At 67.5% G+C, this 24,185-nt stretch carries 16 protein-coding genes and 1 pseudogene; 11 read left to right on the top strand and 6 right to left on the bottom strand.

All coding sequences use genetic code 11. The annotated features are described in order from the left end of the window. Nucleotides 1-73 precede the first annotated feature (73 nt). The 3 genes from IF30_RS0119990 to IF30_RS0120000 all read left to right on the top strand — a co-directional run bounded on the left by IF30_RS0119990 (nt 74) and on the right by IF30_RS0120000 (nt 2,306). Nucleotides 74-1,027 (top strand): lipoyl synthase, encoded by a 954-nt coding sequence (locus IF30_RS0119990; RefSeq protein WP_030240159.1) that lies wholly within the window; start codon nt 74-76, stop codon nt 1,025-1,027. Between the two features lie 298 nt (nt 1,028-1,325). Then, nucleotides 1,326-1,511 carry a hypothetical protein gene (locus IF30_RS41695; RefSeq protein WP_037900559.1) on the top strand — a complete coding sequence of 62 codons (186 nt, stop codon included), beginning with the start codon at nt 1,326-1,328 and terminating at the stop codon, nt 1,509-1,511. A 96-nt stretch (nt 1,512-1,607) separates the two neighbouring features. Next, on the top strand, nt 1,608-2,306 hold the full coding sequence (locus IF30_RS0120000; RefSeq protein WP_420791150.1) for a DUF4191 domain-containing protein: 699 nt from the start codon (nt 1,608-1,610) through the stop codon (nt 2,304-2,306). A 153-nt stretch (nt 2,307-2,459) separates the two neighbouring features. Here the strand turns inward: IF30_RS0120000 and IF30_RS0120005 are convergent, their stop codons facing one another. Next, entirely contained in the window at nt 2,460-2,927 is a 468-nt protein-coding gene (locus IF30_RS0120005) for an RDD family protein (protein ID WP_030240166.1), read from the bottom strand. Between the two features lie 285 nt (nt 2,928-3,212). Here IF30_RS0120005 and glnA point away from each other — a divergent pair, with 285 nt between their 5' ends. From glnA to IF30_RS47945, 6 genes are all read left to right on the top strand, one after another. Beyond that, complete coding sequence (gene glnA / locus IF30_RS0120010) at nt 3,213-4,625, top strand: type I glutamate--ammonia ligase (RefSeq protein WP_030240167.1); 1,413 nt, start codon at nt 3,213-3,215, stop codon at nt 4,623-4,625. A gap of 744 nt (nt 4,626-5,369) precedes the next feature. After that, on the top strand, nt 5,370-6,761 hold the full coding sequence (locus IF30_RS0120015) for a hypothetical protein (RefSeq protein WP_234322772.1): 1,392 nt from the start codon (nt 5,370-5,372) through the stop codon (nt 6,759-6,761). Then, on the top strand, nt 6,758-7,570 hold the full coding sequence (locus IF30_RS0120020) for a hypothetical protein (RefSeq protein ID WP_107054452.1): 813 nt from the start codon (nt 6,758-6,760) through the stop codon (nt 7,568-7,570). Before IF30_RS0120015 ends, IF30_RS0120020 begins: the two co-directional genes overlap by 4 nt. Before the next feature lie 16 nt (nt 7,571-7,586). Further along, a complete protein-coding gene (locus IF30_RS0120025) occupies nt 7,587-12,083 on the top strand; it encodes a hypothetical protein (RefSeq protein ID WP_030240177.1) in 4,497 nt (1,498 codons plus the stop codon). Nucleotides 12,084-12,153: 70 nt separating this feature from the next. Further along, nucleotides 12,154-13,179: a Wadjet anti-phage system protein JetD domain-containing protein gene (locus IF30_RS0120030; RefSeq protein ID WP_234322773.1), complete on the top strand. Its 1,026-nt coding sequence runs from the start codon at nt 12,154-12,156 to the stop codon at nt 13,177-13,179. A 54-nt stretch (nt 13,180-13,233) separates the two neighbouring features. Next, nucleotides 13,234-13,551, top strand: a complete 318-nt coding sequence (locus IF30_RS47945; RefSeq protein ID WP_158835263.1) for a hypothetical protein — start codon at nt 13,234-13,236, stop codon at nt 13,549-13,551. Between the two features lie 613 nt (nt 13,552-14,164). Here the strand turns inward: IF30_RS47945 and IF30_RS0120040 are convergent. The 4 genes from IF30_RS0120040 to IF30_RS0120055 all read right to left on the bottom strand — a co-directional run bounded on the left by IF30_RS0120040 (nt 14,165) and on the right by IF30_RS0120055 (nt 19,115). Further along, complete coding sequence (locus IF30_RS0120040) at nt 14,165-15,379, bottom strand: MFS transporter (RefSeq protein ID WP_037900597.1); 1,215 nt, start codon at nt 15,377-15,379, stop codon at nt 14,165-14,167. A gap of 47 nt (nt 15,380-15,426) precedes the next feature. Further along, nucleotides 15,427-17,193: an FAD-dependent oxidoreductase gene (locus IF30_RS0120045; RefSeq protein ID WP_030240188.1), complete on the bottom strand. Its 1,767-nt coding sequence runs from the start codon at nt 17,191-17,193 to the stop codon at nt 15,427-15,429. Nucleotides 17,194-17,225: 32 nt separating this feature from the next. Beyond that, nucleotides 17,226-18,383: an FAD-dependent monooxygenase gene (locus IF30_RS0120050; RefSeq protein WP_199807895.1), complete on the bottom strand. Its 1,158-nt coding sequence runs from the start codon at nt 18,381-18,383 to the stop codon at nt 17,226-17,228. 63 nt (nt 18,384-18,446) lie between these two features. After that, the gene (locus IF30_RS0120055; RefSeq protein WP_051710633.1) at nt 18,447-19,115 is read right to left on the bottom strand and encodes a cupin domain-containing protein; all 669 of its coding nucleotides are present in this window, start codon (nt 19,113-19,115) and stop codon (nt 18,447-18,449) included. 1,334 nt (nt 19,116-20,449) lie between these two features. Here IF30_RS0120055 and IF30_RS0120060 point away from each other — a divergent pair. Both IF30_RS0120060 and ilvN read left to right on the top strand, forming a co-directional pair. Continuing rightward, complete coding sequence (locus tag IF30_RS0120060) at nt 20,450-22,180, top strand: acetolactate synthase large subunit (protein WP_030240198.1); 1,731 nt, start codon at nt 20,450-20,452, stop codon at nt 22,178-22,180. After that, nucleotides 22,177-22,404 (top strand): annotated as a pseudogene (ilvN, locus tag IF30_RS0120065) (acetolactate synthase small subunit); the annotation flags it as partial. The gene IF30_RS0120060 and the pseudogene ilvN, both read left to right, overlap by 4 nt. 315 nt (nt 22,405-22,719) lie before the next feature. Here the strand turns inward: ilvN and IF30_RS0120070 are convergent. Further along, complete coding sequence (locus tag IF30_RS0120070) at nt 22,720-24,123, bottom strand: alpha/beta hydrolase (RefSeq protein WP_030240205.1); 1,404 nt, start codon at nt 24,121-24,123, stop codon at nt 22,720-22,722. Nucleotides 24,124-24,185 lie beyond the last annotated feature (62 nt).

Raw genomic sequence — 24,185 nt, forward strand, 5'->3', positions numbered from 1 at the left:
CGGCAGGCCCGGCGAAGGCCGTACAACCACAGGCGTACCCTGGGGGTACCCCGTCTAGTTCTAGGAGTCGCACGTGTCCGCTGTCGCGCCCGACGGCAGGAAGCTGCTCCGCCTGGAGGTCCGCAACAGCGAGACCCCCATCGAGCGGAAGCCCGAGTGGATCAAGACCCGCGCGAAGATGGGCCCGGAGTACAACGCCCTCCACTCGCTGGTGAAGAAGGAGGGGCTGCACACGGTCTGCCAGGAGGCCGGCTGCCCCAACATCTTCGAGTGCTGGGAGGACCGCGAGGCGACCTTCCTCATCGGCGGTGACCAGTGCACCCGCCGGTGCGACTTCTGCCAGATCGACACCGGCAAGCCCGCCGAGTTCGACCGCGACGAGCCGCGCCGGGTCGCCGAGTCCATCGTCACCATGGACCTCAACTACGCCACCATCACCGGCGTCGCCCGCGACGACCTGGCGGACGGCGGCGCCTGGCTCTACGCCGAGACCGTGCGCCAGGTGCACGCGATGACCGCCGGCCGCGAGGCCGGCCGCACCGGCGTCGAGCTGCTCATCCCCGACTTCAACGCGGTGCCCGAGCAGCTGGCCGAGGTCTTCTCCTCCCGCCCCGAGGTCCTCGCGCACAACGTCGAGACGGTGCCCCGGATCTTCAAGCGGATCCGCCCGGCCTTCCGCTACGAGCGCTCGCTGGACGTCATCACCCAGGCCCGCGCGGCCGGCCTGGTGACCAAGTCCAACCTGATCCTGGGCATGGGCGAGACCCGCGAGGAGGTCAGCCAGGCGCTCGCCGACCTGGTCGGCGCCGGCTGCGAGCTCATCACCATCACCCAGTACCTGCGCCCCTCGCTGCGCCACCACCCGGTCGAGCGCTGGGTGAAGCCGCACGAGTTCGTCGAGCTCCAGCAGGAGGCCGAGGAGCTGGGCTTCGCCGGTGTCATGTCGGGCCCGCTGGTGCGCTCGTCGTACCGGGCCGGCCGGCTGTACCGGCAGGCGCTGGAGCGGCGCGAGCAGGCCGCGGTCTGACGGACGCCGGCCCCGGGTCGCCCCGTCGGGTTCGAGCCACCGCCCGAGCCGTCGTCGCGCCCTCGTCGAGCCGTCGTGGAGCCGTCGTTGAGCCATTGGAAGGGCGGAGCTGCGGCTCCGCCCTTCCAGGTTTCACCACGCTTTGACTGCCTGGTCACGGGCTGGTAACACGGGGTGGTGACGATGGACGCACGGCGAGCGTTCGATTCTTCTCAGCCACGTTCGTCCGGCCAACGTGTCCACTCAGCCACGTTCCACTCAGCCACGTTCTTCCCAGCCCCGAGGGGAGCTGTTCGGCATGCAGATGCGGATCCGGTCGGTAGGGGTGGCGCTCCGGTTCGCCGAGAGCGTCCTGCTGGCGCCCGGCCAGCGACACGCCCGCCGCAACGCCTGGTCAGCGGTGTGCGAGGACCGTCGGCACGCGGCGGACCGCCGGCACGACGCACTGTCCACGGGGGCGCCGGTGAAGTCCGTCCGCCGCTGAGACCGGTCGCTCTGCGCGACGGCTCACGGGCAGACGAGTCACAGTTCGGGCGAACGGGTACCCGGGCTTGGATATCCCGTACCCGTGCCACGTACCATGAGCGTTATGGCGAGGGAAACATCCGAGAACCCCGGGCGACTGAAGCAGATCCGCCTGGCGTACACCATGACCAAGAAGGTCGACACCAAGATCGGCCTGATCATCGCCGGCGTCGGCCTGCTGACCTTCGGCGTGTTCCTCGCCATCGGCTTCGCGATCGAGCACCCCATCTATCTGGGCATCCTGGGCTTCATCGTGGCCGTACTGGCCATGGCGATCGTCTTCGGGCGCCGGGCCGAGCGCGCCGCGTTCGGACAGATGGAGGGGCAGCCGGGCGCCGTGGCCGCGGTGCTGAACAACATCCGGCGCGGGTGGAGCTCCAACACCACGCCGGTGGCGGTCACCCGTAACCAGGACGCGGTCTACCGCGCCGTGGGCCGGGCCGGCATCGCGCTGATCGGCGAGGGCAACCCGAACCGGGTGCGCCAGCTGCTGGCCTCCGAGAAGAAGAAGATGGCCCGGGTGGTCGGCGACGTGCCGGTGCACGACATCGTGGTGGGCGACGGCGAGGGCGAGGTCCCGCTGAAGAAGCTGCAGATCCACCTCATGCGCCTGCCCCGCGCCATCACCGCCGCCCAGGTCACCGAGACCAACGACCGCCTGCGCGCACTGGGCGACCTGCTCTCCAAGGCACCGATCCCCAAGGGCCCGATGCCGAAGGGTGCCCGGATGCCCAAGGGCGGCCAGGTCCGCTGACCCTCCCTCCCTGACGACACGAGAACGGCCCCGCTGCGGAAGATCCGCGGCGGGGCCGTTCCGACGTTCCCGGGCTTCCGGGTTTCCGGCCGGCCGGCGGCTTGCCGGCTTCCTGACGCCGGCGGTGAGCCGGAGGGGGTGGGGTGGGACCAACTAGATCCGCACCTCGACGGTGCCGACCGCCTTGTCGTGGAGGCCGCGGGTGTCACGGTCCCAGACCAGCGGGGGCACCACCAGGCAGAGCAGCAGCGTGCGCAGCAGGACCTGCGGGATGGTCGCGCGGCCCCCGTCCAGGCGGACCACCCGGAGGCCGAACAGCCGCTTGCCGACCGTCGTACCGGTCGTGGAGAGCAGCAGCGCCGCGACGAGGAAGAACAGCGGGCTGGTCCACAGGTTGGCTTCGGCCTGGTCGCCGCGGGCGAGCAGGCCGTAGGAGATCAGCGCGACCAGCCAGCCGTCCACGAACAGGGCGCCGATCCGGCGACCGGGGCCGGCGATCGAGCCGGGGCCCTCCTTGGGCAGGCCGAGGCGCTCGCCGCGGTAGCCGAAGTCGGCGCCCATCTTCTCGGCGGCCGCCCTGGGGCCGTCGATCCACGATCCCAACGCTTCTCTGGTGTCCACGAATCCACACTAACCGGGCTGACGGCCCGGTCCGTCACCGGCTCCCCTCCGGGCGGGGCGCCGTCCCCGAGCGGGTGAATCCCGGTGGCGGGGCTTACCCGCCGGCTCGGCCAGTGGTCCAGACCACTTGCGGGAGGCCGCCCAGGTCGTCGAGGTGATTTGCCCCGTCCCGTACATTTTTGCCGCCCGGACAGGGGGGCGTGGTTAACATCTAGGAAACGAGCGGGTCACCGGCCGGAAACGACCCATTCCTAGGGTGAGCCCCATTCGCACCGAGGAGGATGGATGTTCAACAACGCCGCCGAAGTGAAGCAGTTCATTCAGGACAACGACGTGAAGTTCGTCGATGTCCGGTTCTGTGACCTGCCGGGCGTCATGCAGCACTTCTCCGTACCTGCGGCGACCTTCGATCCGTCCGAGACCCTGATGTTCGACGGTTCGTCGATCCGCGGCTTCCAGGCGATCCACGAGTCCGACATGGCCCTCGTCCCGGATCTCGCCACCGCACGCCTCGACCCCTTCCGGGCCGAGAAGCACCTCAACATCAACTTCTTCATCCAGGACCCGGTCACCGGCGAGGCGTACAGCCGCGACCCGCGCAACGTCGCCAAGAAGGCCGAGGCGTACCTCGCCTCCTCCGGCATCGCCGACACCGCGTTCTTCGGGCCCGAGGCGGAGTTCTACGTCTTCGACTCGGTCCGCTTCGACACCAGCGCCAACGCGTCCTTCTACCACATCGACTCGGAGGCCGGCGCCTGGAACAGCGGCGCCGCCGAGGGCGACGCGCGCGGCTACAAGGTCAAGTACAAGGGCGGGTACTTCCCCGTCCCGCCCGTCGACCACTTCGCCGACCTGCGCGCCGAGATGTCGCTGGAGCTCGCCAAGGCCGGGCTGGAGGTCGAGCGCCAGCACCACGAGGTCGGCACCGCCGGCCAGGCGGAGATCAACTACAAGTTCAACACCCTGCTGCACGCCGCCGACGACCTGATGCTGTTCAAGTACATCATCAAGAACGTCGCCTGGCGGAACGGCAAGACCGCCACTTTCATGCCGAAGCCGATCTTCGGCGACAACGGCTCGGGCATGCACGTCCACCAGTCGCTGTGGACCGAGGGCTCGCCGCTCTTCTACGACGAGCAGGGCTACGCCGGGCTCTCCGACACCGCCCGCTACTACATCGGCGGTCTGCTCCGGCACGCCCCCTCCCTGCTGGCGTTCACCAACCCCTCGGTGAACTCCTACCACCGCCTGGTCCCGGGCTTCGAGGCGCCGGTCAACCTCGTCTACTCGCAGCGCAACCGCTCGGCCGCGATCCGCATCCCGATCACCGGCTCCAACGCCAAGGCCAAGCGCATCGAGTTCCGCGCACCCGACCCGTCCTCCAACCCGTACCTGGCTTTCTCCGCCATGCTGATGGCCGGCCTCGACGGCATCCGCAACAAGATCGAGCCGCTGGAGCCGGTCGACAAGGACCTCTACGAGCTGGCCCCCGAGGAGCACGCCAACGTCCCGCAGGTCCCCTCCTCCCTCCCGGCCGTCCTGGAGGCCCTGGAAGCCGACCACGAGTACCTCCTCGCGGGCAACGTCTTCACCCCGGACCTGATCGAGACCTGGATCGACTTCAAGCGCACCAACGAGATCGCCCCGATCGCCCTCCGCCCCCACCCGCACGAGTTCGAGCTGTACTACGACCTGTAGGGGTGCCTCTGACCTGCGGAAACGCAGGTTGATCTCTCATCGTTTCCGCAGGTCAGCGCCCCGCTGACCTGCGGAAACGCCGCCAGGCCGAGTCCTGTCGATTGCTCTGGGACTCGCGATGTGAAATGAGAGTGCACTGAGTTCGATCTCGGCATGAGGTCTGTGTAGCACCCGCTGTGGACTCCAGGCAGGGCATTAGCAGGACGCGGTGGGCCCAGCAGCTGCGGCACCGACGCACCGCGCCGTCCGGACAACGCAACCAGCAGGTGGACCACTCCGCTTCGGCGGCCGCATCCCGATCGACGGCACCCGCTCCGTCAAGGATCCCCGTTCCACCTACTCGGCCACGGCCCATGGACCGCCGCCACCGCTCCCATCAGCATCGGCTATACCGCCCGCACCGCGATGGCCACCAACGCTGGTCCAGCGACCTGGGCGCTGCCCTACCTGGTCCTCCATCCGTTGAGCACCGGGAAGCAGTTTTGGGCATCTGCGAGCCCAACAGGGGAGGATCCGGCATGCTGGGGTGGCGGCTACCGAAACGGCGTGTTGGTAGCGACCGTTTGAGTACGAGCCGAGCAGTCGAACTGCGGTCCAAGGAGCAGTGTGAGATTCGATAGCCCGGCGTTCTCGGACCCATGGGGGTCTGAGGAGGATCCACAGCACGATGAGGGTCTGATCCGCAGGGCGAAAGCACTGGCCTGCACGGCTCCCCTACACGAACTAGACACGAAGAAGAACCTGGTGGAATGGGCCGATGCCCGCACCTACCAGATGGCGGAGATCGGCCTGCACACCATCGACCAGGTCGCGATCGCGATGGACTTCGACACCGGGGCCAGTCGTCGACACGTGCTGGATCGGGTCCAGCGGTTCGTCGCCCGGCAGGCCCCGAACCGCGTCGATGAAGAGCACGCCCAGGTGGCGCGATGGGTACTGGACAGCCTGATCAACCTCGGTGATGTAGAGCGCGCATTCCGGCGCCCGTACGGCGCGTTGGACGCTAGCGGCGTCTACCAGGTGCGGTACTTCCCCTTCAAACTGATCGTGGAGCGGCGGGATGCCACCGGTGTGCTGTATCTGCACGCCTCCCACGAGGCGTTGAACGTGCTGGTCGGCGCGCTGGACACGGACGTGGAGTCCGCGCAAGAGGCTGCGGAGGTCAAACTCGCCAACCTGATTAGGCGGGGAAAGCTCGCTGACGCGAAGCAGGTCGCCGAACAGGCGCGGATCCGCACCATTCAGTACGGGGAACTGATCCATGCGCACTTGGAGGCGACCCGCCGAAACATCGCGTCGGTCGACTGGCTGGAGGCTGTCCCCGACCTGCTAAGCGAGGCGCTGGAACATGTCCAGGCGCGAGTGCGGGCAGAGCGAGCAATCTCCAAGAACATGGCCGAGGCCCGAGATGAGGCCGTGGACCCGATCCGCAAACGGCGCGCTGCGGAGCTGGTCGAGATCGTTGAGGACTGCATCCGGCGACACATCCGACTGCAGAAGCGGCTTCTGGAGGCCCGGGAGGTGTTCCGCACTGAGCAGGACCGTCAGCAGTTCTCCCTGGCCCCGCATCGGTCAACGTTTGACGTGTTTGGGCAGCTACTGCGTCCGGCCCTGGACCTGTCGGTAGCGGACGCGCTCGGGCCCGTGGACTGCTTCTTCCGTCAATCGACTGGACCAGCCACCAAGCACCTTGTACATCTGTCCTCGCTGGTGGCCGCGCTGCTCCGGCCGGCACCCGAGCCTGCGCGGTATGCCGGACAGGTTGAGCAGCCGCAAACTCAGCGGATGGGGGACACCGCGCGTTTCACCGATGAGCAGTGGCATGCGGCCGAGCATCTTCTGCATCTACCCGACGCCGTACGTTCGTTGTCGGACCTGCTGCAGGACGCGGAGCGCACGGACCCGGAGCTTCCTGCATTGGTCGCGCTGCTCGCGATGCACGCCTTCAGCCCGGACACCAGTGCCGCCCTGGGCCGCGGGGACGAGCAGGTACGGCTGGCGGTGCGAGCGGGAACCACCTTGGATAGCGCGCGGTTCCACGGCGACGACCTGTGGTTAACCACCGCCCGACTCCAACCACTGGGACCCGCAGGTGCGAACCCGTCGAGAAGCAACGACGAAGGGGGAATGCAGTGACCGGCGCCCAGTATGGCCTGGACGACGCCGAACAGGCGACGAGGTTGATCAACTACGCGTTCAAGCCTAAGCAGCTTCCCCATCGGGACTCGGTGTACGAGTCACTGGTACGGCGATTCGACGAGGAACCCGCCTTCGAGGACTTGGTGCGGCGCAGTGCAACCGGCATGGGCCTTCGCGTCATCGACGTGACGATGCGAGCGGGCGCAGTCATCGTCCCCGAGCCCGGTTCGGTGTTCGAGATTGGTCTGGATCAGTACGCACGCGTTGCCCGACAGACCCAGCACCGGGAAGCCGAACGTGTCCTGCACGGGATCGCGCACTTGGCGATCGCGGCCCTGTGCTTCCCGCGGCCCCAGGACCTGGCCAACGATGGCTATGTCGGCGCGGTGACGGTCGCGGTGGTCGACGAGCAGGTGCGGCATACCTGCCAGGAGTTGGCAGAGCAGTCGGCCGCAGCACAGGAGAACAGCGACGTCCCGGTCGACGCCCCCGAGTTGGAGCGCGTATGGCGAATCTATGCACGCCGGTCGGAGGCAGCATCGACAAGCAACGGGCAGGCTGCGCCGTCGACGACCGAAGCGATCGTCGGCAGAGCTTTGCGGTTCCTGGTCACCCAGGGCCTGCTCGTCGAGAGCGACAACCTGGAACTGATGACGAAGGTCTACCGGACCACCAGCCGCTACCAGCTGCAGGTCCGCGAGCTGGCAGCGGGCAGGGTCCACCAGGAGTTGCTACTCCTAGGGGTGGTGACGCCGACACAGCCGACCGGAGCCCTGCGAGTAACCGACGACAACACTCTTCTGTAGGCGGAACGAAGGCACCATGTACGAGCTGTCCCGTGTTCGCATGTGCTCGGCCGGTCCGGCGGCGGCCCGATTCCACGATGTGACCTTGGACTTCTCCGGGGTCGGCCGACCGGTGGCCCAAGTACAGGAAGACCTGTTCACAACGCCCGCGCACTTGCTGCGTCCCTCGCCGGCGAGCGTCCTGTTCCTGGAGAACGGCGGCGGAAAGTCGGTCTTCCTCAAGCTACTGTTCTCGGTCGTGCTCCCTGGCCAGCAACGGGTCAAGGACGCCCCGGACCCTCAGCTGCTCAAGGACTTCGTCTTGGCGAAGGACGTGTGCCACATCGCTCTGGAGTGGATGAACGCCGTCACTGGCCGTCTGTTGGTGACCGCGAAAGTGCTGGGGTGGAAGGACGGGGTCGTCTCGTCGGACCCGGAAAAGTTCATGGAGGAGTGCTACGCGTTCCGGCCGACCGAGGCCCTTGGCCTGGACAGCCTTCCCATCGTTGAGAACGGCAAATACCTGGCGCTGCCCAGCTACCGGAACCAGATGAAAGAACTGTTCGTTCAGAACCCGCGGCTGGAGCTGGACTGGCCGTCGACCCAGACGGCATGGAACGAGTTGCTGGGCCAGCTCGGGCTGGACCCGGAGTTGTTTCGATACCAGCGGGTGATGAACAAGGACGAGGGCGAGGCCGTCCACGCGTTCGCCATGGCCTCGGACGGCCGCTTCGTCGAATTTCTGCTCGAGGCAGTGTTTGAAGACAAGGGCCTCACCGATCTGGCTGACCTGGTCTCCACGTATTCGCACAAGCTCGCCGGCCGCAAAGATCTGCTGCTGGAGCTCCAATTCGTCGAGCGCGCCATGGCCTTGCTCGAGCCGGTCATCGAAGCGGCGACCGCAGTGAATGGGTCCCGTCTCCGGTCCGAGCAGGCTCAGCAGGAGATGGCGGCTTTTCACGGGCAGGTCCGGACGCGTGTGCGCGCCGAAAGCGATCGCGTGGCGCTCCTTGAACGCAGTGCACGCGACTTGACTGAGGCTCACACCCAGGCGAGTGGTGTGACGCGACGCTGGGCTGCGACGGTGGCCCGGCAGCAACAAGTTCTGGCGCAGTTGCGCCATGACCTGGCGAAGGAGGTGACCAGCCGGACCGAACACGCCGTGCAGGAGGCGAAAGACCTGGTGGCCGGCTGGGGCGCGATCGATGCGGTGCAGCGGCATCTGACTGCGGCGGCTGCGGCCCAGGAACTCAAGACGTTGGTGCGGGACGTGGAGCGGGCCGCCGAGCCGGCTCTTGCCGCCCGTGACCGATGCGCACGGGCGCTCGCGCAGGCGCTGCTACGACTGCGGGACCGAGCACAGAAGGAGCAGGCCGACCTTGGCGCCAAGGCGCTCGATGAGACGACGGCCGAGACTCGGGCCCGGGAGGCACGGGACGCCGAGCTCCGGAAAGCAGAGCAGGCCGCAATTCAGGCCAAGGGGCTCCTGGAGCAGGTCGGCGACGCACGGACCGGAGCTGCGCAAGCTGTGACAGACGGTCTTGCGGCAACCATTGACCTCGTTCCTCAGGCTGCGGTGGACGCCCGGCAGGCCGTGCACCGCACCAAGGACAAGATCAGCGCCTTGGAGAGGGAAGAGGAGGAGGTCGACCGCAAGCAGTCCAAGGCACAGGAAGCGCTGACCGCGGCAGTGGGTGCCGAGGCAACCGCCTTGGCCCAGTACGACCAAGCGCGAAAGTTGGCTGACACTGCTGCTTCCCGTACTGCGGCGATTGAGGCCACGCCACGGCTGGCCGAGCTCCTGGGTGCCGCTGTGCGGCTGGACCAGGATGCGCTGGTCCTGGTGGAACGCCTGAACTCGGCACTCGCGCAGGCCGAGCAGGACAGCGGCGCGCTGCAGGTTGAGCAGGCCCGTGACGAGTTGACCCGGACGGCCTTGAGGAACGGCGCTCTGCTGCCGCCCCCCGAAGTGGTTCAGGATGCCTGCCGACTACTAGGGGAAGCCGAGCCCTCCATCGTCGCTTGGCCGGGTTGGGAGTACCTCGCGGACTTCGACATCCCCCAGCGTCAGGAGATGCTGGCGCGGGCTCCCCATCTGGCCGCCGGGGTGCTGCTGAACTCGGTGGACGACAGCGAGCGGGCTCAGCAGATCCTCCTGGGACAAGCGGTAGCGACGGGCTACTACATCGCTGTGGGCACGGCCGCAGGATTGGTCGACGCCACCGGGAACTCCGCCAAGGACATGCTGTTCACGCTGCCGTTCGACCCCGCGCTGTACGACATGGAGGCTGCCGAAGCCGAGCGGCAGGCCGTTGAGGAGCGCTGGTCACGGTCCACGGACATGCTGCGGGACCTTCGAGTCGCTCGGCAGCGGGACACCAAGCTGCAGCACACGATCACCGCGTGGCGTGTGGACTACCCGGTTGGCGCGCCGGACGCATTGGAAGGGGCGCGCACCGACGCGGGTAAGGTTGCGGCCGAGGCCGAACGCGCCGTGGCAGAGCAGCGCCTGATCCTAAAGGGCCTCGCCCAGCAGCGTGAGCAGATCCGCGACGACCTGCACGACGCACGGGAGGACTACGGGCAACGGCAGCAGACCGAGCATCGGCTGACCCGGATCAGCGACGACCTGGCGCAGATACCCGTATGGCTGGAGCAAGCCGAGCAGGCCAACGGCACGCAGCGTGCCCACCTGGAGCAGGCCACCAAGGACTTGACACAGGCAGAGGAACACCGCCGCCTCGCACAAGGCCATCGCGATGCGAGCGACGAACGACGCCGGACCGCTGCCCAGGCGGCCCTGGACTGGTCCGCGCTGCCAGGGGCGGACGAGCTGCGGTCGGAGGAGGGGCAGCCCGACGACCCAGTTGCCGTGCCGGTGCTGCGAGACGCCTACGAGAAGGCCAAAGCCAATTTCGACAGTGCTGCTGTCCCCGCCGAGTTGCAGCAGCGGCTCCTACACGCCGAGGCCGCGGCGAGGGACGCGGCCCAAACATACTCAGGCCTGCCAGAAGCAGCCCGGGACCGGGCACGCCAACTGCTGAAGACACCGCAGGGGATGGATAAGCGCAGCCAGACCGAAGGGCAACTGCTTGCCCAGCGAGCGCAGACGGCAGCGGAGCATGCGCTTGGCCGGGCAAACCGGGAACAGGGCCAGCACCAGACCGCGCTGGACGGCCAACGCCAGGCGTTCTTGGCGCAGACCGCAGACGGGACCGAGCCGATGCCGGTCGCCTGGACCTCGGACACCATCGACGACTGTGTGCGCTCAGTGGAAGCGGCCCAGGCCGAGCATTGCGCCGCGCGGGAGGCTGAGGCGACCGCGCTCGCACAGCAGCAGGGCGCGACCGAGGAGTTGACGCGTGCCAAGGAAGCGATGAAGGAGTTCGAGCAACTGATACGGGCGTTGGCGGGCACACCCGCGGGTCCAGGTGAGGCGGATCCCTACGTGGGCGACAGCGAGGCGAGCTGGGCCGACTATGAGCGCATCAACGGTACGGCCAAGGAAGCCAAGGAAGCCTTGGCCCGCTACGACGCACAACTGCGTGGCACCACCGAGCGCCTCACCCAGCACGCTGCCAGCACCCGGTACGCGCGACTGACGATCCCGGTGCGGCAGCAGATCATCGAGATCGGAACCGAGCAGATCGCCCACCACGCGGAGCACTGGCTTGCGGAGCTCACGCCCCGCAGAAGAAACCTTGCCGACGACATCAGCCAAGTCGACCAGCACCGGCAGACCATCGTCGAACATCTCAAGGGCGTGAGCGACAAGGCTCTTTCCCTTCTGCGCTCAGCCCAGCGGCTGTCCCGGCTGCCGCAGAGCCTGACGGGATGGGGCGGCCAGGAATTCCTGCAGTTCGCCTTCCAGCGCCAGGCCGACGAACTACTACTTCCGAGACTGGGTGAACTCGCCGAAGAAGCGGCGGCCGGCCAGACCAGCGACGGCCGAAAGGTAGCGCGCGACGGGCTGTCGCTGCTGCTTCGTGCCGTGAACGCCGCCGTCCCGGCCGGGTTCCGCGTCCACATTCTCAAACCCGACAAGGTCATTCGCGGCCAGCGGGAGCGGGTCTCCAAGGTCAAGGAGGTGTTCTCCGGCGGCCAGCAGCTCACTGCGGCGATCCTGCTGTACTGCACGATGGCTGCGCTGCGGGCCAACCAGCAAGGACGCGAGCGCTCGCGATACTCCGGCGTGCTGTTCCTGGACAATCCGATCGGTCGCGCGAACGCAGAGTACCTCCTGGACTTGCAGCGCGAGGTGGCCCACGCGCTGGGCGTGCAGCTCGTGTACACCACTGGTCTGTTCGACGAGGGTGCACTGGGGAAGTTCCCGCTGATCATCCGGTTGCGCAACGACGCCGACTTGAGGGCCGCACGTAGGTATCTGGTGGTTGATGAGGTGATCAGCCGCCACTTGGACGGTCTGGCACCCGATGATGGAACCGGGCGGATCGACAGTGCCAGGATCTTCCGCCGTGAGGAACCACGTGACATCCCAGAGGGGGACGATGGAGCTACCACGCCGGGAGAGTGAGCTGATCACGAGGCTACGCGCCTGGGCCAAGGCCCGCGGACGTAGCCCGTACGGCAACGTATGGATCCCCTTGGACGAGGTCCTCGGGGTGTTCCACCGTATACCGCACCGCAACGTTGCCGAGGCGTTCGAACCGGCGGTCCTGGCCGGCCTGCTAAGCGCACTGGAATCTAACGGCCTGATCGAGCAGACGCGCCAGCGCACCGCAGAGAAGGTGTCCCTCCCGTTGAAGGTGAAGCTCCTGGCAGAGCGGCAGCGCCCCGCCGTTCCGCCTATGCCCATGTGGCATCCGGCACTGTCCTGGCTCGCCACCTCGTGGACAACCGCGAGCAGCAAACAGCGTGCCGCCTACATTGCGGTCAACCGCTGGCTCAAGAGCGGACCGGACCTGTTCGCGCTCCCGCTGCGGGAGCGCTGCTTGGAGATCTTCGGGACCTTCGGCTCCGAGGAGGACTACCTGATGCCGGAAAAGGCGCTGGACGATCTCAATTCAGGGCCCCTGTTCTCGGACGCGGCGCGGGTCGACCAACTCCTGCACGCCTTCCGGCCTCCGCCGCCGTTGATCACAGAGACGTTCCCGTTGGAGGACGACAGCCGCTACTGCCGCGTCGGGAATGGCGATGTGCTGTTCGTGGTGGAGAACGCCACCACATGGTGGTCTCTGGTGGAGAGCCTGCCCCAGGAACACCGGCTTGGCTACGTGGCCTGGGGTCTCGGCGGCACTTTCCGTGCCTCGATCCGCGCGATCAAGGCCAAGCACGGAATCACGCAGATCCGGTACTTCGGCGACCTGGACACAAGCGGGTTGCGGATCCCTTTGCGGACCTCCGAAACCGCACTGGAGCTGGGGCTTCCCCCTGTGCAGCCGGCCGAGCACCTCTACCGGGCGCTCGTTTCACTGGGGAGACCCCGCCGAGCCGCCGCCAAGGAAGCCTCCATCAGTACTGCCACCGCAGTCGAGCTGGCCGGATGGCTCCCCGCCTCGTGCCGGGCGAGCGGTGTCCAGATTCTGCAGGCAGGAAATCGCCTTGCGCAGGAATGGGTGACCTACCGCTATCTTCAACAGTCCACCGACTGGCACGCTGATGTGCGCTGAACCGTGGACTGCTGGTGACGTTAGTCAGAGATTCGGTGGTAATAGGCGGCAACTTTGTCGAGGGTCTCATCGGCGATCTCCGTCGATGAGGAGTCGATCCGCCAGCTCGCTGAGAACCCGAAGGGCCGGATTCCGCTGAGCCTGCCCAAGGGAGCTTCCGTCGAGAAAGTTGCCGACCCCAAGAAGCTACTCAAGGAGTCACTGGCCATGGCCAGTGGATACTCCGGCCGCCGATTGAACGGTTTCCAGAAGCGTTTCCCCCAGCACCGGCACAAGCTCCTCGAACGCCTCGATCCACTTGGGCCGGTTTCTCTGCTTCCGTCATGGCAGACCTTCGTCAATGAATTGGACGCGGCGGTAAGAACGATGTGACTGCCTCTCATCGCGATAGCTGTTGGAGTTCGCTCGAAACCCGACTCCGCCACCACGGCCAGGAGGTTCACCAAGCCTTGATACGGCAGTAGGGCGCCCCAGCGAAGGGGCCATCCTGCAGCCGAGTGGCCACGAGCAGGCTGCGGCCGCGGGCCGAACGGCTACAGGAGGGCCAGCTGGGTGACACAGGCGAATTGAACGTCACCTACGAGCCGGTTCGAAGTTTGGTAGCACTGCGTAGCAGCCAGCAGTGAGCGGGCACCGCGCCCCTCGTCGCTGCTCAGCCCCTCTCCACTCATCTCACCTGTTGAGGCCGCCACATGTGCACTGATTGTGAAATGATCTTTTTTGCGACCTATGTTTCCGCAGGTCAGAGGCATGTTCGATCAGAACTACGACCTGTAGGCCGCTTTCCGACCTGCGGGAACGCAGATCGGCCCACAGCGTTTCCGCAGGTCAGCGCCTCGCTGACCTGCGGAAACGCTACCGAGGACGGACGCCGAAGCTCGAAGCGCACTTCGGGCACCGGCTGAGGGGGCATCGGGAGGGGGTCGGTACCGAAGGGCCGGGCATCAGGGGCCCCAGAGCGGGCCGATCCACGGCGGAAGGCGGATCACCCGGCCGTTGCGGGACGCCGTGGCACCAGCTCCGTCAGGTAGTAGAGGGCCGCCAGCAGCGGGAACGCGATTCCGCACCATGCGATGCCCGCCCAACCGTACGTCGCGTGCACCGAACTGGCCACGGCCGAGCCGACCGCGCCTCCACAGAAGAAGATCGCCATGTAGAGGCCGTTCAGTCGACTGCGTATTTCCGCACCCAGTGAGAAGATCGCGCGCTGCCCGAGCACCAGGTTGCAGGACACCCCGACGTCGATCAGCAGCGCCGCGACGAACAGGGTCGCGACAACGTGTCCGCCACTTGCGAACACCAGCAGAAAAGAGGCCACGACGGCGAGGATCGCAAAGGCCGTCGCAGGTTTCGTCAGGCCGCGGTCGGCGATGCGGCCGGCGAACGGCGCAACGAAGGCTCCCAGTACCGCCGCCAGGGAGAAGACGGCGATGCCGGCTTGGCTGAGGCCGCACACCGGGCTCGCCAGGATCAGGGGCACGGCAGTCCAGAACAGGCTGAACGCCCCGAACAACATGGCGTGGTAGAACGCCCGTCGCCGCAGGATCGGCGTGCGGACGAGCAACTGGCCCATCGACCGCAGCAACACCAGGTAGTGGACGGACGTGCTCGGCCTCCTTTCCGGAAGGACCGAGCGCAGGACCACGGCGAGCACCAGCATCAGTCCGGCGGAGAGGGCGAACACCGCACGCCAGCCGAGCAGATCCGTCGTCATGCTGGACACCGGCCGCGCGAGCAGGATGCCCATCAGCAAGCCGCTCATGACGTTTCCGACGACCTGCCCACGGCTTTCGTCCGGGGCGAGGTGTGCCGCGAAGGGCACCAGCATCTGCACCACGACCGAACTCAGGCCGATCACCAACGAAGCGGCCAGGAACAGGCCGGCGTTCGACGCGACCGACCCGCCCAGCAGCGCCGCCGTGCACGCCACCAGGGTGACCACGATGAGACGACGGTTCTCGAAGATGTCGCCCAGCGGAACCAGCACGACAAGGCCGACGCCGTAGCCTATCTGGGTCAGGGTCACGACAAGGCTGTACGCACTCGGGTCCAAGCCCACATCGGGGCCGATCAGACCCGCCACGGGCTGCGCGTAATAGATGTTCGCCGCGACCGCGCCGCAGGCCAGAGCCATCAGGAAGGTCAGTCCGCGTGACATGCCCAGCTGCACGGGTTTGCTTGTTGCGCTCTCAGTATCCATTGCTCTCTCGATGAGATCGGGGCTCGACATTTCTTCTCCGGGGCGAATCAGCCCGTCCCGGCCGCCTGCTCCTCCGAGCCTCGCCCGAGAATCCCGCACAAGGCTGTGCGCAGCGAGTCCACGGCCGCAGCGGAATCCGCCTTGCGCCAGGCGACGAACGCGTCCGGGCGCACCAGCAGGCAGCCGTCTTCCGGTACTTCGGCGAGATCCGCCCAATCTCCGTAGAGATCCTGCAAGGCATGTCCGGGGCCGATGACGTGCGCAGCTATCTCGATGTCCAGCTCTTCCGAAATGCGCTTGGCGGCATCGAGCCAGATCTGCCCGTTCAGCCCCGTCAACAGGGAGAAATTTCCCTTTCCCACCACGTCCAAGGTGGAAACCTGGGTGCCTTGCCGGTCGAGCCAGGCATGCGGCAGGCGCGCGCCGGGCCGGCTGGACGCCTGGTAGTACAGTTCAGGATCGCGCTGCCAGGCAGGCTGATCGGTGCCGTCCGGGCGGACAGCGTCGGATTCGTAACGCTGATTGAGTTCGACACCCTGCGTGGCGAACTCGTAGGACTTGAGCTCGACCGCCTCACGCAACATTCTGCGCTTTTCGGCGCCCGCCGCGGAAGCCTCCTTCAGAACGGCCATGTTGGCACGCATCTGATCCGCGTCCAGCTTCACGTCCAGTCCGAGTGCGGAGAATATTCCGCCGAACTGCTCGATGCTCTTGTTGGCACGTTCGACGATCTGTTTGCCGATCGGCGCGCGCTCCTGGTCGTAGGTGCTCAAAAGCCGGTCCGAGGCCTGGCCCTTCAGGACCATCGCCATCTTCCACGTCAAATTGTAGGCATCCTGAATCGACGTGTTCGAGCCGAAACCGTTGGACGGCGGATGACGGTGAACCGCATCGCCCATGCAGTACACCCGCCCCCGGGAGTACTCGGTGGCGTACATCTGGTTCACCGTCCACGTCGAGACCGAGCGTATGGTGATGTCCACCGAGGCGTCGCCGATCAGTTGACGGGCGATTCCGGCCGCATCGACCTCGGAGACATCGGGCTCGCCCGCGCTCATGTCGTAGCCCCACACGATCTGCCACTCGTTCCACGGCCTGACCATGCGAAGCAGGCCCATGCCGATGCCCCCGACGTTGGCACCCGGCTGCAAGATCCACCAGAGATAGCCGGGACGGTGTGCCACGAGGTGGGAGAGATCCGCCTGCAGAATGATGCTGATGCTGCCGGCGAGGCCCATGTGGCCCTCCATGGGCAGGCCGATCTGCTCCGCGACGAGACTGTTGCCGCCGTCCGCCCCGATCAGGTACTTGGCCCGAATCTCGTAACGCTCGTCCTTCAGCCGGTCCAGGACGTGCGCGGTCACGCCGTGCTCGTCCTGTTCGAGGCTCAGGAACTGCGTATCGAATCGCACATGGCTGCCGCGCTCGGCGGCATTGGACAGCAGGATCGGTTCGAGCAGGTTCTGCGGCAGGTCGCAGTGTTCGGCGGGGCTGGCCAACGAGTAGTCACTCTGCCGTTGCGGCCGGTTCGCGCCGTAGGGCAGTCGGCCCAGTTCTTCGCCCACCAGACCGGTGCAGAAGACGACATTGCCCATCACCTCCTTGGGCGCGGCCTTGGCGAGGACTTCGTCCGCCACGTCCAGGTCCCGGAAGACCTCCATCGTGCGCTGGTTCTGGTAATGCGCACGCGGACTGTCGGCGAGCCAGCGGTGTTTGGTGATGACGAGGTTTTCGATGCCGTACGTGCTCAGCATCAGTGCGGCGGACGACCCCGCCGGACCGCTCCCGACGACCAGGACCTCGGTGTCGTACACGTGAATATCTCCTGAATCCGTCTTCGGGCGGTTCATGTGACGTCGAGAGTGCTGGGCCTGCGCGGCACGAGCTCGGTGTTCATCGCGTCGTAGTCGAAAACCCAGGACGGGTCCTCGGCATCCTTGAGCCACGAGTTCTCGGCGGACACGGCCTGGACCCGCCCGGTACGTTGCCTGCGGCTCTCGGCGTAACGCCAGAACGCCTCCCCGATCTCGTCCTCGGCTTCCAGGCAACGCAGCAGCAGGGCGCCGTCCTCGATGGCCATGGCCGCCCCTTGGGCCATGTGCGGCCGCATGGGATGACAGGCGTCGCCCAGCAGCGCGATTCGCCCGCGGCCCCATTGCTGCAACGGCGGCCGCTCGAAGAGCGGCCATTTGCTCAAGGTTTCGGCCGCATTCAGCAGGCTGAGAACCTCGTCGCAGGAACCGGCGAAGGCCGCCAGCATCTCGTCCTTGTCGCCGGCGACCCAGGACTGGGGGTATGTCCACGCGTCGGCCGCCGCGCCGGCGACGAAGTAGTAGTCATCGGTCCGGGAATCGGTCGGGTAGCCGATGACGAATCTGTCGTCGGACCACCACTTGGTGATGCAGTTCCTGTCGACCGGGACTCGGGTGCTCGCGGGCACTGCCGCCCGGTACGCGATCTGGCCGGAGAACCTCGGGCGTTCGGCGCCGTGCAGCACCTCACGGACCCGAGAACCCAGACCATCGGCGCCGATGACGCAGGAGGCTTCGGCGGTGCTTCCATCGGCGAAGCGCATCCGCACCGCCATGCCCAAGTCCTCGACCCCGACCAGTCGCTTGCCGTACCGCACGCTGCCCGGCCGCAGGGAATCGATCAGCTCTCGGTGGAGAACGCCGCGGCCGACGGTGAGATAGGGGGCTCCGAACCTCTCCTCGGCCCGGTCGCCGAGCGCCAGGGTGGACCTGACGGAATTCGATGCCAGGTTCCGGCTGGTGAACGATTCGGGCCGGCGTCCGGCCCTGACAAGTGCGTCACCGATCCCGATGTGAGCCAGGATGCGCATCACATTGGGAGTCAGATGGATCCCCGCGCCGGCGGGCTCGAACCTGTGCGTCTGTTCGAATACCGCCACGGAACAGCCGGCTTGCTGCAGCAGCGCGGCCGTCGCCGCTCCACCCAGCCCGCCGCCGACGATGGCAACGGAATTCCTGTCAGCAATTCCCACGGGTCCCTCGACCTTTCATGCGACCTCTCCCGGACTCGATGGCGTGAAAATGTTTCCGCAAAGCTATTCCTGTGCCTGGAGCTCGTCGTAGACGAGATCCAGCAACGCCGATCGACGGTCGCTCGGCAGCCATTCCGGCCTGTCCTCCACGACGTCCTGGACGAACTCCCAGAAGTCCGCACTCTGGTTTATGCCGTAGTCGCGAGCCATGGAGACGAGGCGGATCCGGGACAGGAAGTCCGGCTCCGTGAGCTCCTCCTTGGCGGCCACGACCTTACCTGCGTTCATGAAGTACGGGAGGATCGAGCTCTCGGGTGTGTCCGGCGTCCAGACCAGCCACATCTCCTGGTTGACGCCGGTGGTGTTGACGAAACCGTGCAGGCGGTCGCGCGGAACGTAGAGCAGCTCCTTCGGTCGCATCGGCAACATGGCGACCGTCTCCTTGTCGGCACCGTTGCCCGGCGTGATGTCCAGGTCGGGGAATTCGTTGGGGCCCATGAAGATGCTGAATCCGCCGTTGGGCGCATAGAACCATTCGTCGGTACGGTGATGGATGTGCGGCGGCGGGCCGACGTGCGGCGGTACGGTGAGCTTGGAGAACAGGTACTTCCCCCCGTTGCTCTCGCCGGTCTGCACGAATTCGAAGACCTCGCCGGCCGGGCCGAGCACCAACGGCTTCTCCGGGCCGGGCTCGACCTCCGGGAAGTCGAATACTTCGTAGTCTGCGCTCATTGCGTTGCCCTTCTTCTCCGGAAGTCGGCATGCAGATGCCGTCGTAGCCTCACGGGTTTCCCATCACTGGCCCTGGTCGCCGGGTCCACCGCCTCCGACATGACCTCGCGCCACACGGTCCTGCCCCCGCCGCGCCAGGAGCGCGGGCGGCGACACCATGCGTCCGTCGAATGTCCGGGTGAAATCAGGCCGTCATGGCCGTCGGCCGACACGGGCGCCACGAACACGGCTGCATCGGAATGTCCCTCACCCGGCACGCAGTGCCGATGCCGGCTCCAGGACTTCACGTCCCGATCCATCCGGGGAGCATCCGACAGCTGTTACGGAACGGTACGTCAGTGCAGGTCGATGATTTCCCTTGCCGTCGCACGGAGCATCGAGGGGCACCGAAACGGAAGGCAGCGATGCGGAAAGCCAAGGGCGTCCATGGAACGCACCGCACAGTCGGCAGGCAGTGCCCGAGGCTCGTGGCCTTGATGAAAGTTGTACAAATCCCAGGTGGCTGTGGATGGGCCCCGAGGCGGCGATGTCAGAGCCCCCAACGCCGATATGCGTCGTAATTTAACTCAACCAGGTGATGGGCGCAAGGGCATGCAGTGCGTCCGATCCGATCAACTCCCTTTCATGTCCGGATTGTTGGCGATGCCCAGGAATGGGGGTGCCGCGAACCGGCGGCGTGCAGGAAGCGGGTCGGCGGCCGTCGGGCGTGCTCCCGTCTTCGGACTGCCGGCCGAGGCGGTCGATGCCGAAGCCGATCACCGGGGCGGCGGTCGGCGGAGTCGGCGAGCCGCTGCTCCGGCTTCGTGGTCCTGTCACCGAGCGCACCTGGCGGGAACTCCCGGTTTCCCTGCCGGGCGCCCGTGGATGGCGGTTGCCGCCCGGGCCGTCCACCTGGGTGGATGGTTTCGACGGCCCGCTCGTCCCGCGCCAACACGCCACCTCGTCGCAGGAGTTGGTCGAGGTTCGGCTTACGCGATCAGCGAGGCGGGCCAACCGTGCGGAGCCCGGCGGGAGTTGCACCGCCACACGACGGGAAGTTAGGCTGCGGCCGAACCTTTCCGTGGATTGCCGCGGGAACGTGCTCGAGCCGTCACGAACGGCTCCCTCCGCTCCGACGAGGGTTTCGATCCCTCGGAGCCACCGGGCGCGCTGTCGTCATCCGACGCCGCTCTTGCCGCGCGCCACCTCGTGGTCACTTCCGGGCCTACCGTCCGTGAACTGCCGCCTCCTGCGCCGCACTTCGAACAAGCCGCGCGAACGGGCGCCTTTCCTCCCACCCGACTCGGGCCGGCAGCCATGCCCGGCATCCGAGCCAAGCCAACAGGATCGAGCAGATGATCGAACGGATGACAGGTGCCCAAGCCCTGGTCAGGGCTTTGGAGCACGTTGGAGTCGACACCGTGTTCGGATTTCCGGGCGGCCAGATCCTACCCGCCTACGATGCGCTCTACGACTCGAGCAGGATCCGCCACGTCCTGGTCCGGCACGAGCAGGGTGCCGGACACGCTGCGGAGGGGTACGCCCAGGCCACCGGCAAGGTCGGCGTCTGCATGGCCACCTCCGGACCTGGTGCCACCAATCTGGTCACCCCGATCGCCGACGCGCACATGGACTCCGTCCCGATGGTCGCCATCACCGGTCAGGTGCCGAGCGGCGTGATCGGCACGGACGCCTTCCAGGAAGCCGACATCTGCGGCATCACCCTTCCGATCACCAAGCACAACTTCCTGGTCACCGATGCCGACGACATCCCGCGCACCATCGCGGAAGCCTTCCACATCGCCTCCACCGGCCGTCCCGGTCCGGTCCTGGTCGACATCTCCAAGGACGCGCTGCAGGCCCGCACCGACTTCCACTGGGAACCGGAGCCCCGCCTGCCGGGCTACCGGCCGGTCACCCGGCCGCACGGCAAGCGGATCCAGGAAGCGGCCCAGCTGATCTCCGAAGCCGAATGCCCCGTGCTGTACGTCGGCGGCGGCGTCCACAAGGCCGGCGCCTCGGCGGAACTGCTCCGCCTGGCAGAGCTGACCGGAATTCCGGTCGTCACCACGCTGATGGCCAGGGGCACCTTTCCCGACGGGCACCCGCTCCACCTGGGGATGCCCGGCATGCACGGCAGTGTCCCGGCGGTGGGCGCACTGCAGAAGGCAGACCTGCTCATCGCCCTGGGCGTGCGCTTCGACGACCGGGTCACCGGGCAGTTGTCGTCGTTCGCACCGCGGGCCAAGGTCATCCACGCGGACATCGACCCGGCGGAGATCTCGAAGAACCGGGTGGCGGACGTGCCCATCGTGGGTGACTGCAAGGAGGTCATCGCCGGCCTCGTCGACGCGATCGACCGCCCAGGTGACTACGTGAAGTGGCGCGCGCTGCTCGACCGGCTGAAGGAGGCCTACCCGCTGGGGTACGAGGACTTCGCGGACGGCTCGCTGGCGCCGCAGTACGTCCTGGAAAGGCTCGGCTCCGTCGTCGGTCCGGACGCCCTCTACGTGGCCGGCGTCGGCCAGCACCAGATGTGGGCGTCCCAGTTCATCGGCTTCGAGAAGCCCGGCTCCTTCATCACCTCCGGCGGCCTGGGCACGATGGGCTTCGCGGTGCCCGCCGCGATGGGTGCCAAGATGGGGCGGCCGGACACGGTGGTCTGGGCGATCGACGGAGACGGCTGTTTCCAGATGACCAACCAGGAGCTGGCCACCTGCGTGATGGAGGGTGTGCCGATCAAGGTCGCGGTCATCAACAACGGCAACCTCGGCATGGTCCGCCAGTGGCAGGGTCTCTTCTACGACCAGCGGTACTCCAACAGTGATCTGCAGACGGCCCAGCACATCCCCGACTTCGTGAAGTTGGCCGAGGCCTACGGCTGCGTCAGCCTGCGGTGCACACGGCCCGAGGACGTGGACGACACGATCGCCAAGGCGATGCAGGTCGACGACCTGCCGGTGGTCGTCGACTTCGTGGTCCACGAGGACGCCATGGTCTGGCCCATGGTCCCCGCCGGGACCAGCAATGACGACATCAAGATCGCCCGGGACATGACTCCGAACTGGGAGAGCCACGACTCATGAGCAAGCACACGTTGTCGGTCCTCGTCGAGGACAAGCCCAGCGCGCTCACCCGGATCACCGCCCTCTTCAGTCGGCGCGGCTTCAACATCGACTCCCTCGCCGTCGTCCCGGCCGAGGAGCGCGGCCTATCCGAGGTCACCCTCGTGGTCGACGCGGACGACCCGGCACTGGAGCAGGTGACCAAGCAACTCGACAAGCTCATCAACGTGGTGAGCGTCACGGAACGCGGCCGCGCACGGCCGGAGCCCTTGTACGGCTCGGCGGTGGGCTGAACCGCGGCGGCGACGGGCGCTGCGCCCCGCCGGGCGGACCCGCTGATACCGGCGGGCTCCGGCAGGGCCTGGCCTTCGTCGCGCGGGCGAGGAAGGCCAGGCCGGCGACGGGCGGGATCGAGGGCGGCGCGGCCCGGTCGGTGCCCCGGGCGGTCGACGGGGCGGCACCGAGGCGGTCGGCCCCGCACCGTCCGACGTCGCTGCGCAGCGGGATCCGTCACTGCGCAGCGGGATCCGTCGCCGTTCCGGCCGGTGGTACCGGCGGTCCTAGCGGATGCCGGTCAGCGGGGACGGGGTCCAGTCGGTGAAGGCGGACCCGTCCAGGTGGAGCGCGGCGGCGCGGCTCTGCAGGGCGGCGGGAGTGGTGACAGTGCCCCAGGAGCCGGTGATGAGGCGCTGTTCCAGCGCGTGCAGGCCGGCCACGATCTCCGCGGTGGTGAAGTTGCAGTGGCCCTGCCTGGCGACGAACGCCTGCCGGAGCAGGTTTCCCGTCCCCGACGCCTGGACCCGCGCGGCGTACGCGTTCTCCTGCTCGACCGGGACCAGTTGGTCGGCGGTGGTGTGGATGGACAGCATCGGGACACCCAGGGAGGTGACCGTGGAGGTGGCGGTCAGGTTGGCCCGGGCCGTGCCGGAGCCTGTGATGGTGGCGCCGGCGGTGAGCGCGGCGGTGTCGGCCTTCAGGTCGAGGCCCGCCGCACCGTAGAGGGCCCGCACCTCGTCGGCGTGCCAGGACCTGTTCAGCAGGGCCGTGTAGTCGACGCCCCTGGTGGAGGAGGGGTTGCCGCCCGCGGACTGCTCGACGGCATACCGCCCGGGGATGATGAAGTTCAGCACGCCCTGCTGCAGCCACTGGTACTGCTGCGCTTCCTGGTTCGCGAAGTCGGTCGGCGCGGGCGGGGCCTGGCCCGGGGCCCAGCCCGCCTGGTTGAGGTAGGCGGCGGCGAGGGCGATCCGGGCGCGCCCGGCCGGCGTCTGCTGGGCGGCGTTGACGGCTCCGGTGAGGCGGTCGGCCAGCGCGGAGGCGGTGGCGGCGTCGGGCAGGTTGACCAGCAGCGGCAGGTCGGCGCGGTCGAAGAACCAGGCCAGGGCGTATTCGGCGTCGAGCTGGTGGTCCTCCAGGTTGACGCCGCCGGCGACGAGTCCGCACAGGTTCAGCGCGCCGTCGATGCGGCCGGCGCCGTCCCGGGCGATCTCGGCGTTGACCAGGCCGCCCATCGAGACGCCGACCGAGACGACGTGGGCGGGCCGGCCGGCGGTGTTGCCGAACGCGGTGATGGTGGCGTACTGGTCCTGCTCGGCGGACTTGAGGGCCCAGGCCGACCCGTGCGGGTCGTAGGAGGACCCGGCCAGGGCGTAGCCCTCGGCGAGGAGTTCGGCCGCGACGGCGCCGGACGGGGCGTCGGCGGCGGTGAGGGGGCCGAAGCCGTGGCTGAACAGCAGCAGGATGCCGTTCCACTGGGCCGGCTTGTCGGCGATCCAGGTCGCGCCGTCCTGCAGGGTGCCGCTGTAACGGGTGGTCGTGGTGGCCGCGGTGGTCGCGGTGGCCGGGGCGGTGGCGGCAGCCGGGGTGGCAGCGGCGGCGGGGGTGGCAGCGGCGAGCGGGGCGGTGAGGGCGAGGGCGGTGGCGGCGCACAGGGCGGCCAGGGCCCGGCGGGGTGATCGGGACACGGGGGGCTCCAACACACGGTAAGGGCTGTCTCTTATACACATCTGACGCTGCCGACGAAGAG

Source organism: Streptomyces sp. NRRL S-350, from assembly GCF_000719705.1.
In the GTDB taxonomy this organism is placed as follows: domain Bacteria; phylum Actinomycetota; class Actinomycetes; order Streptomycetales; family Streptomycetaceae; genus Kitasatospora.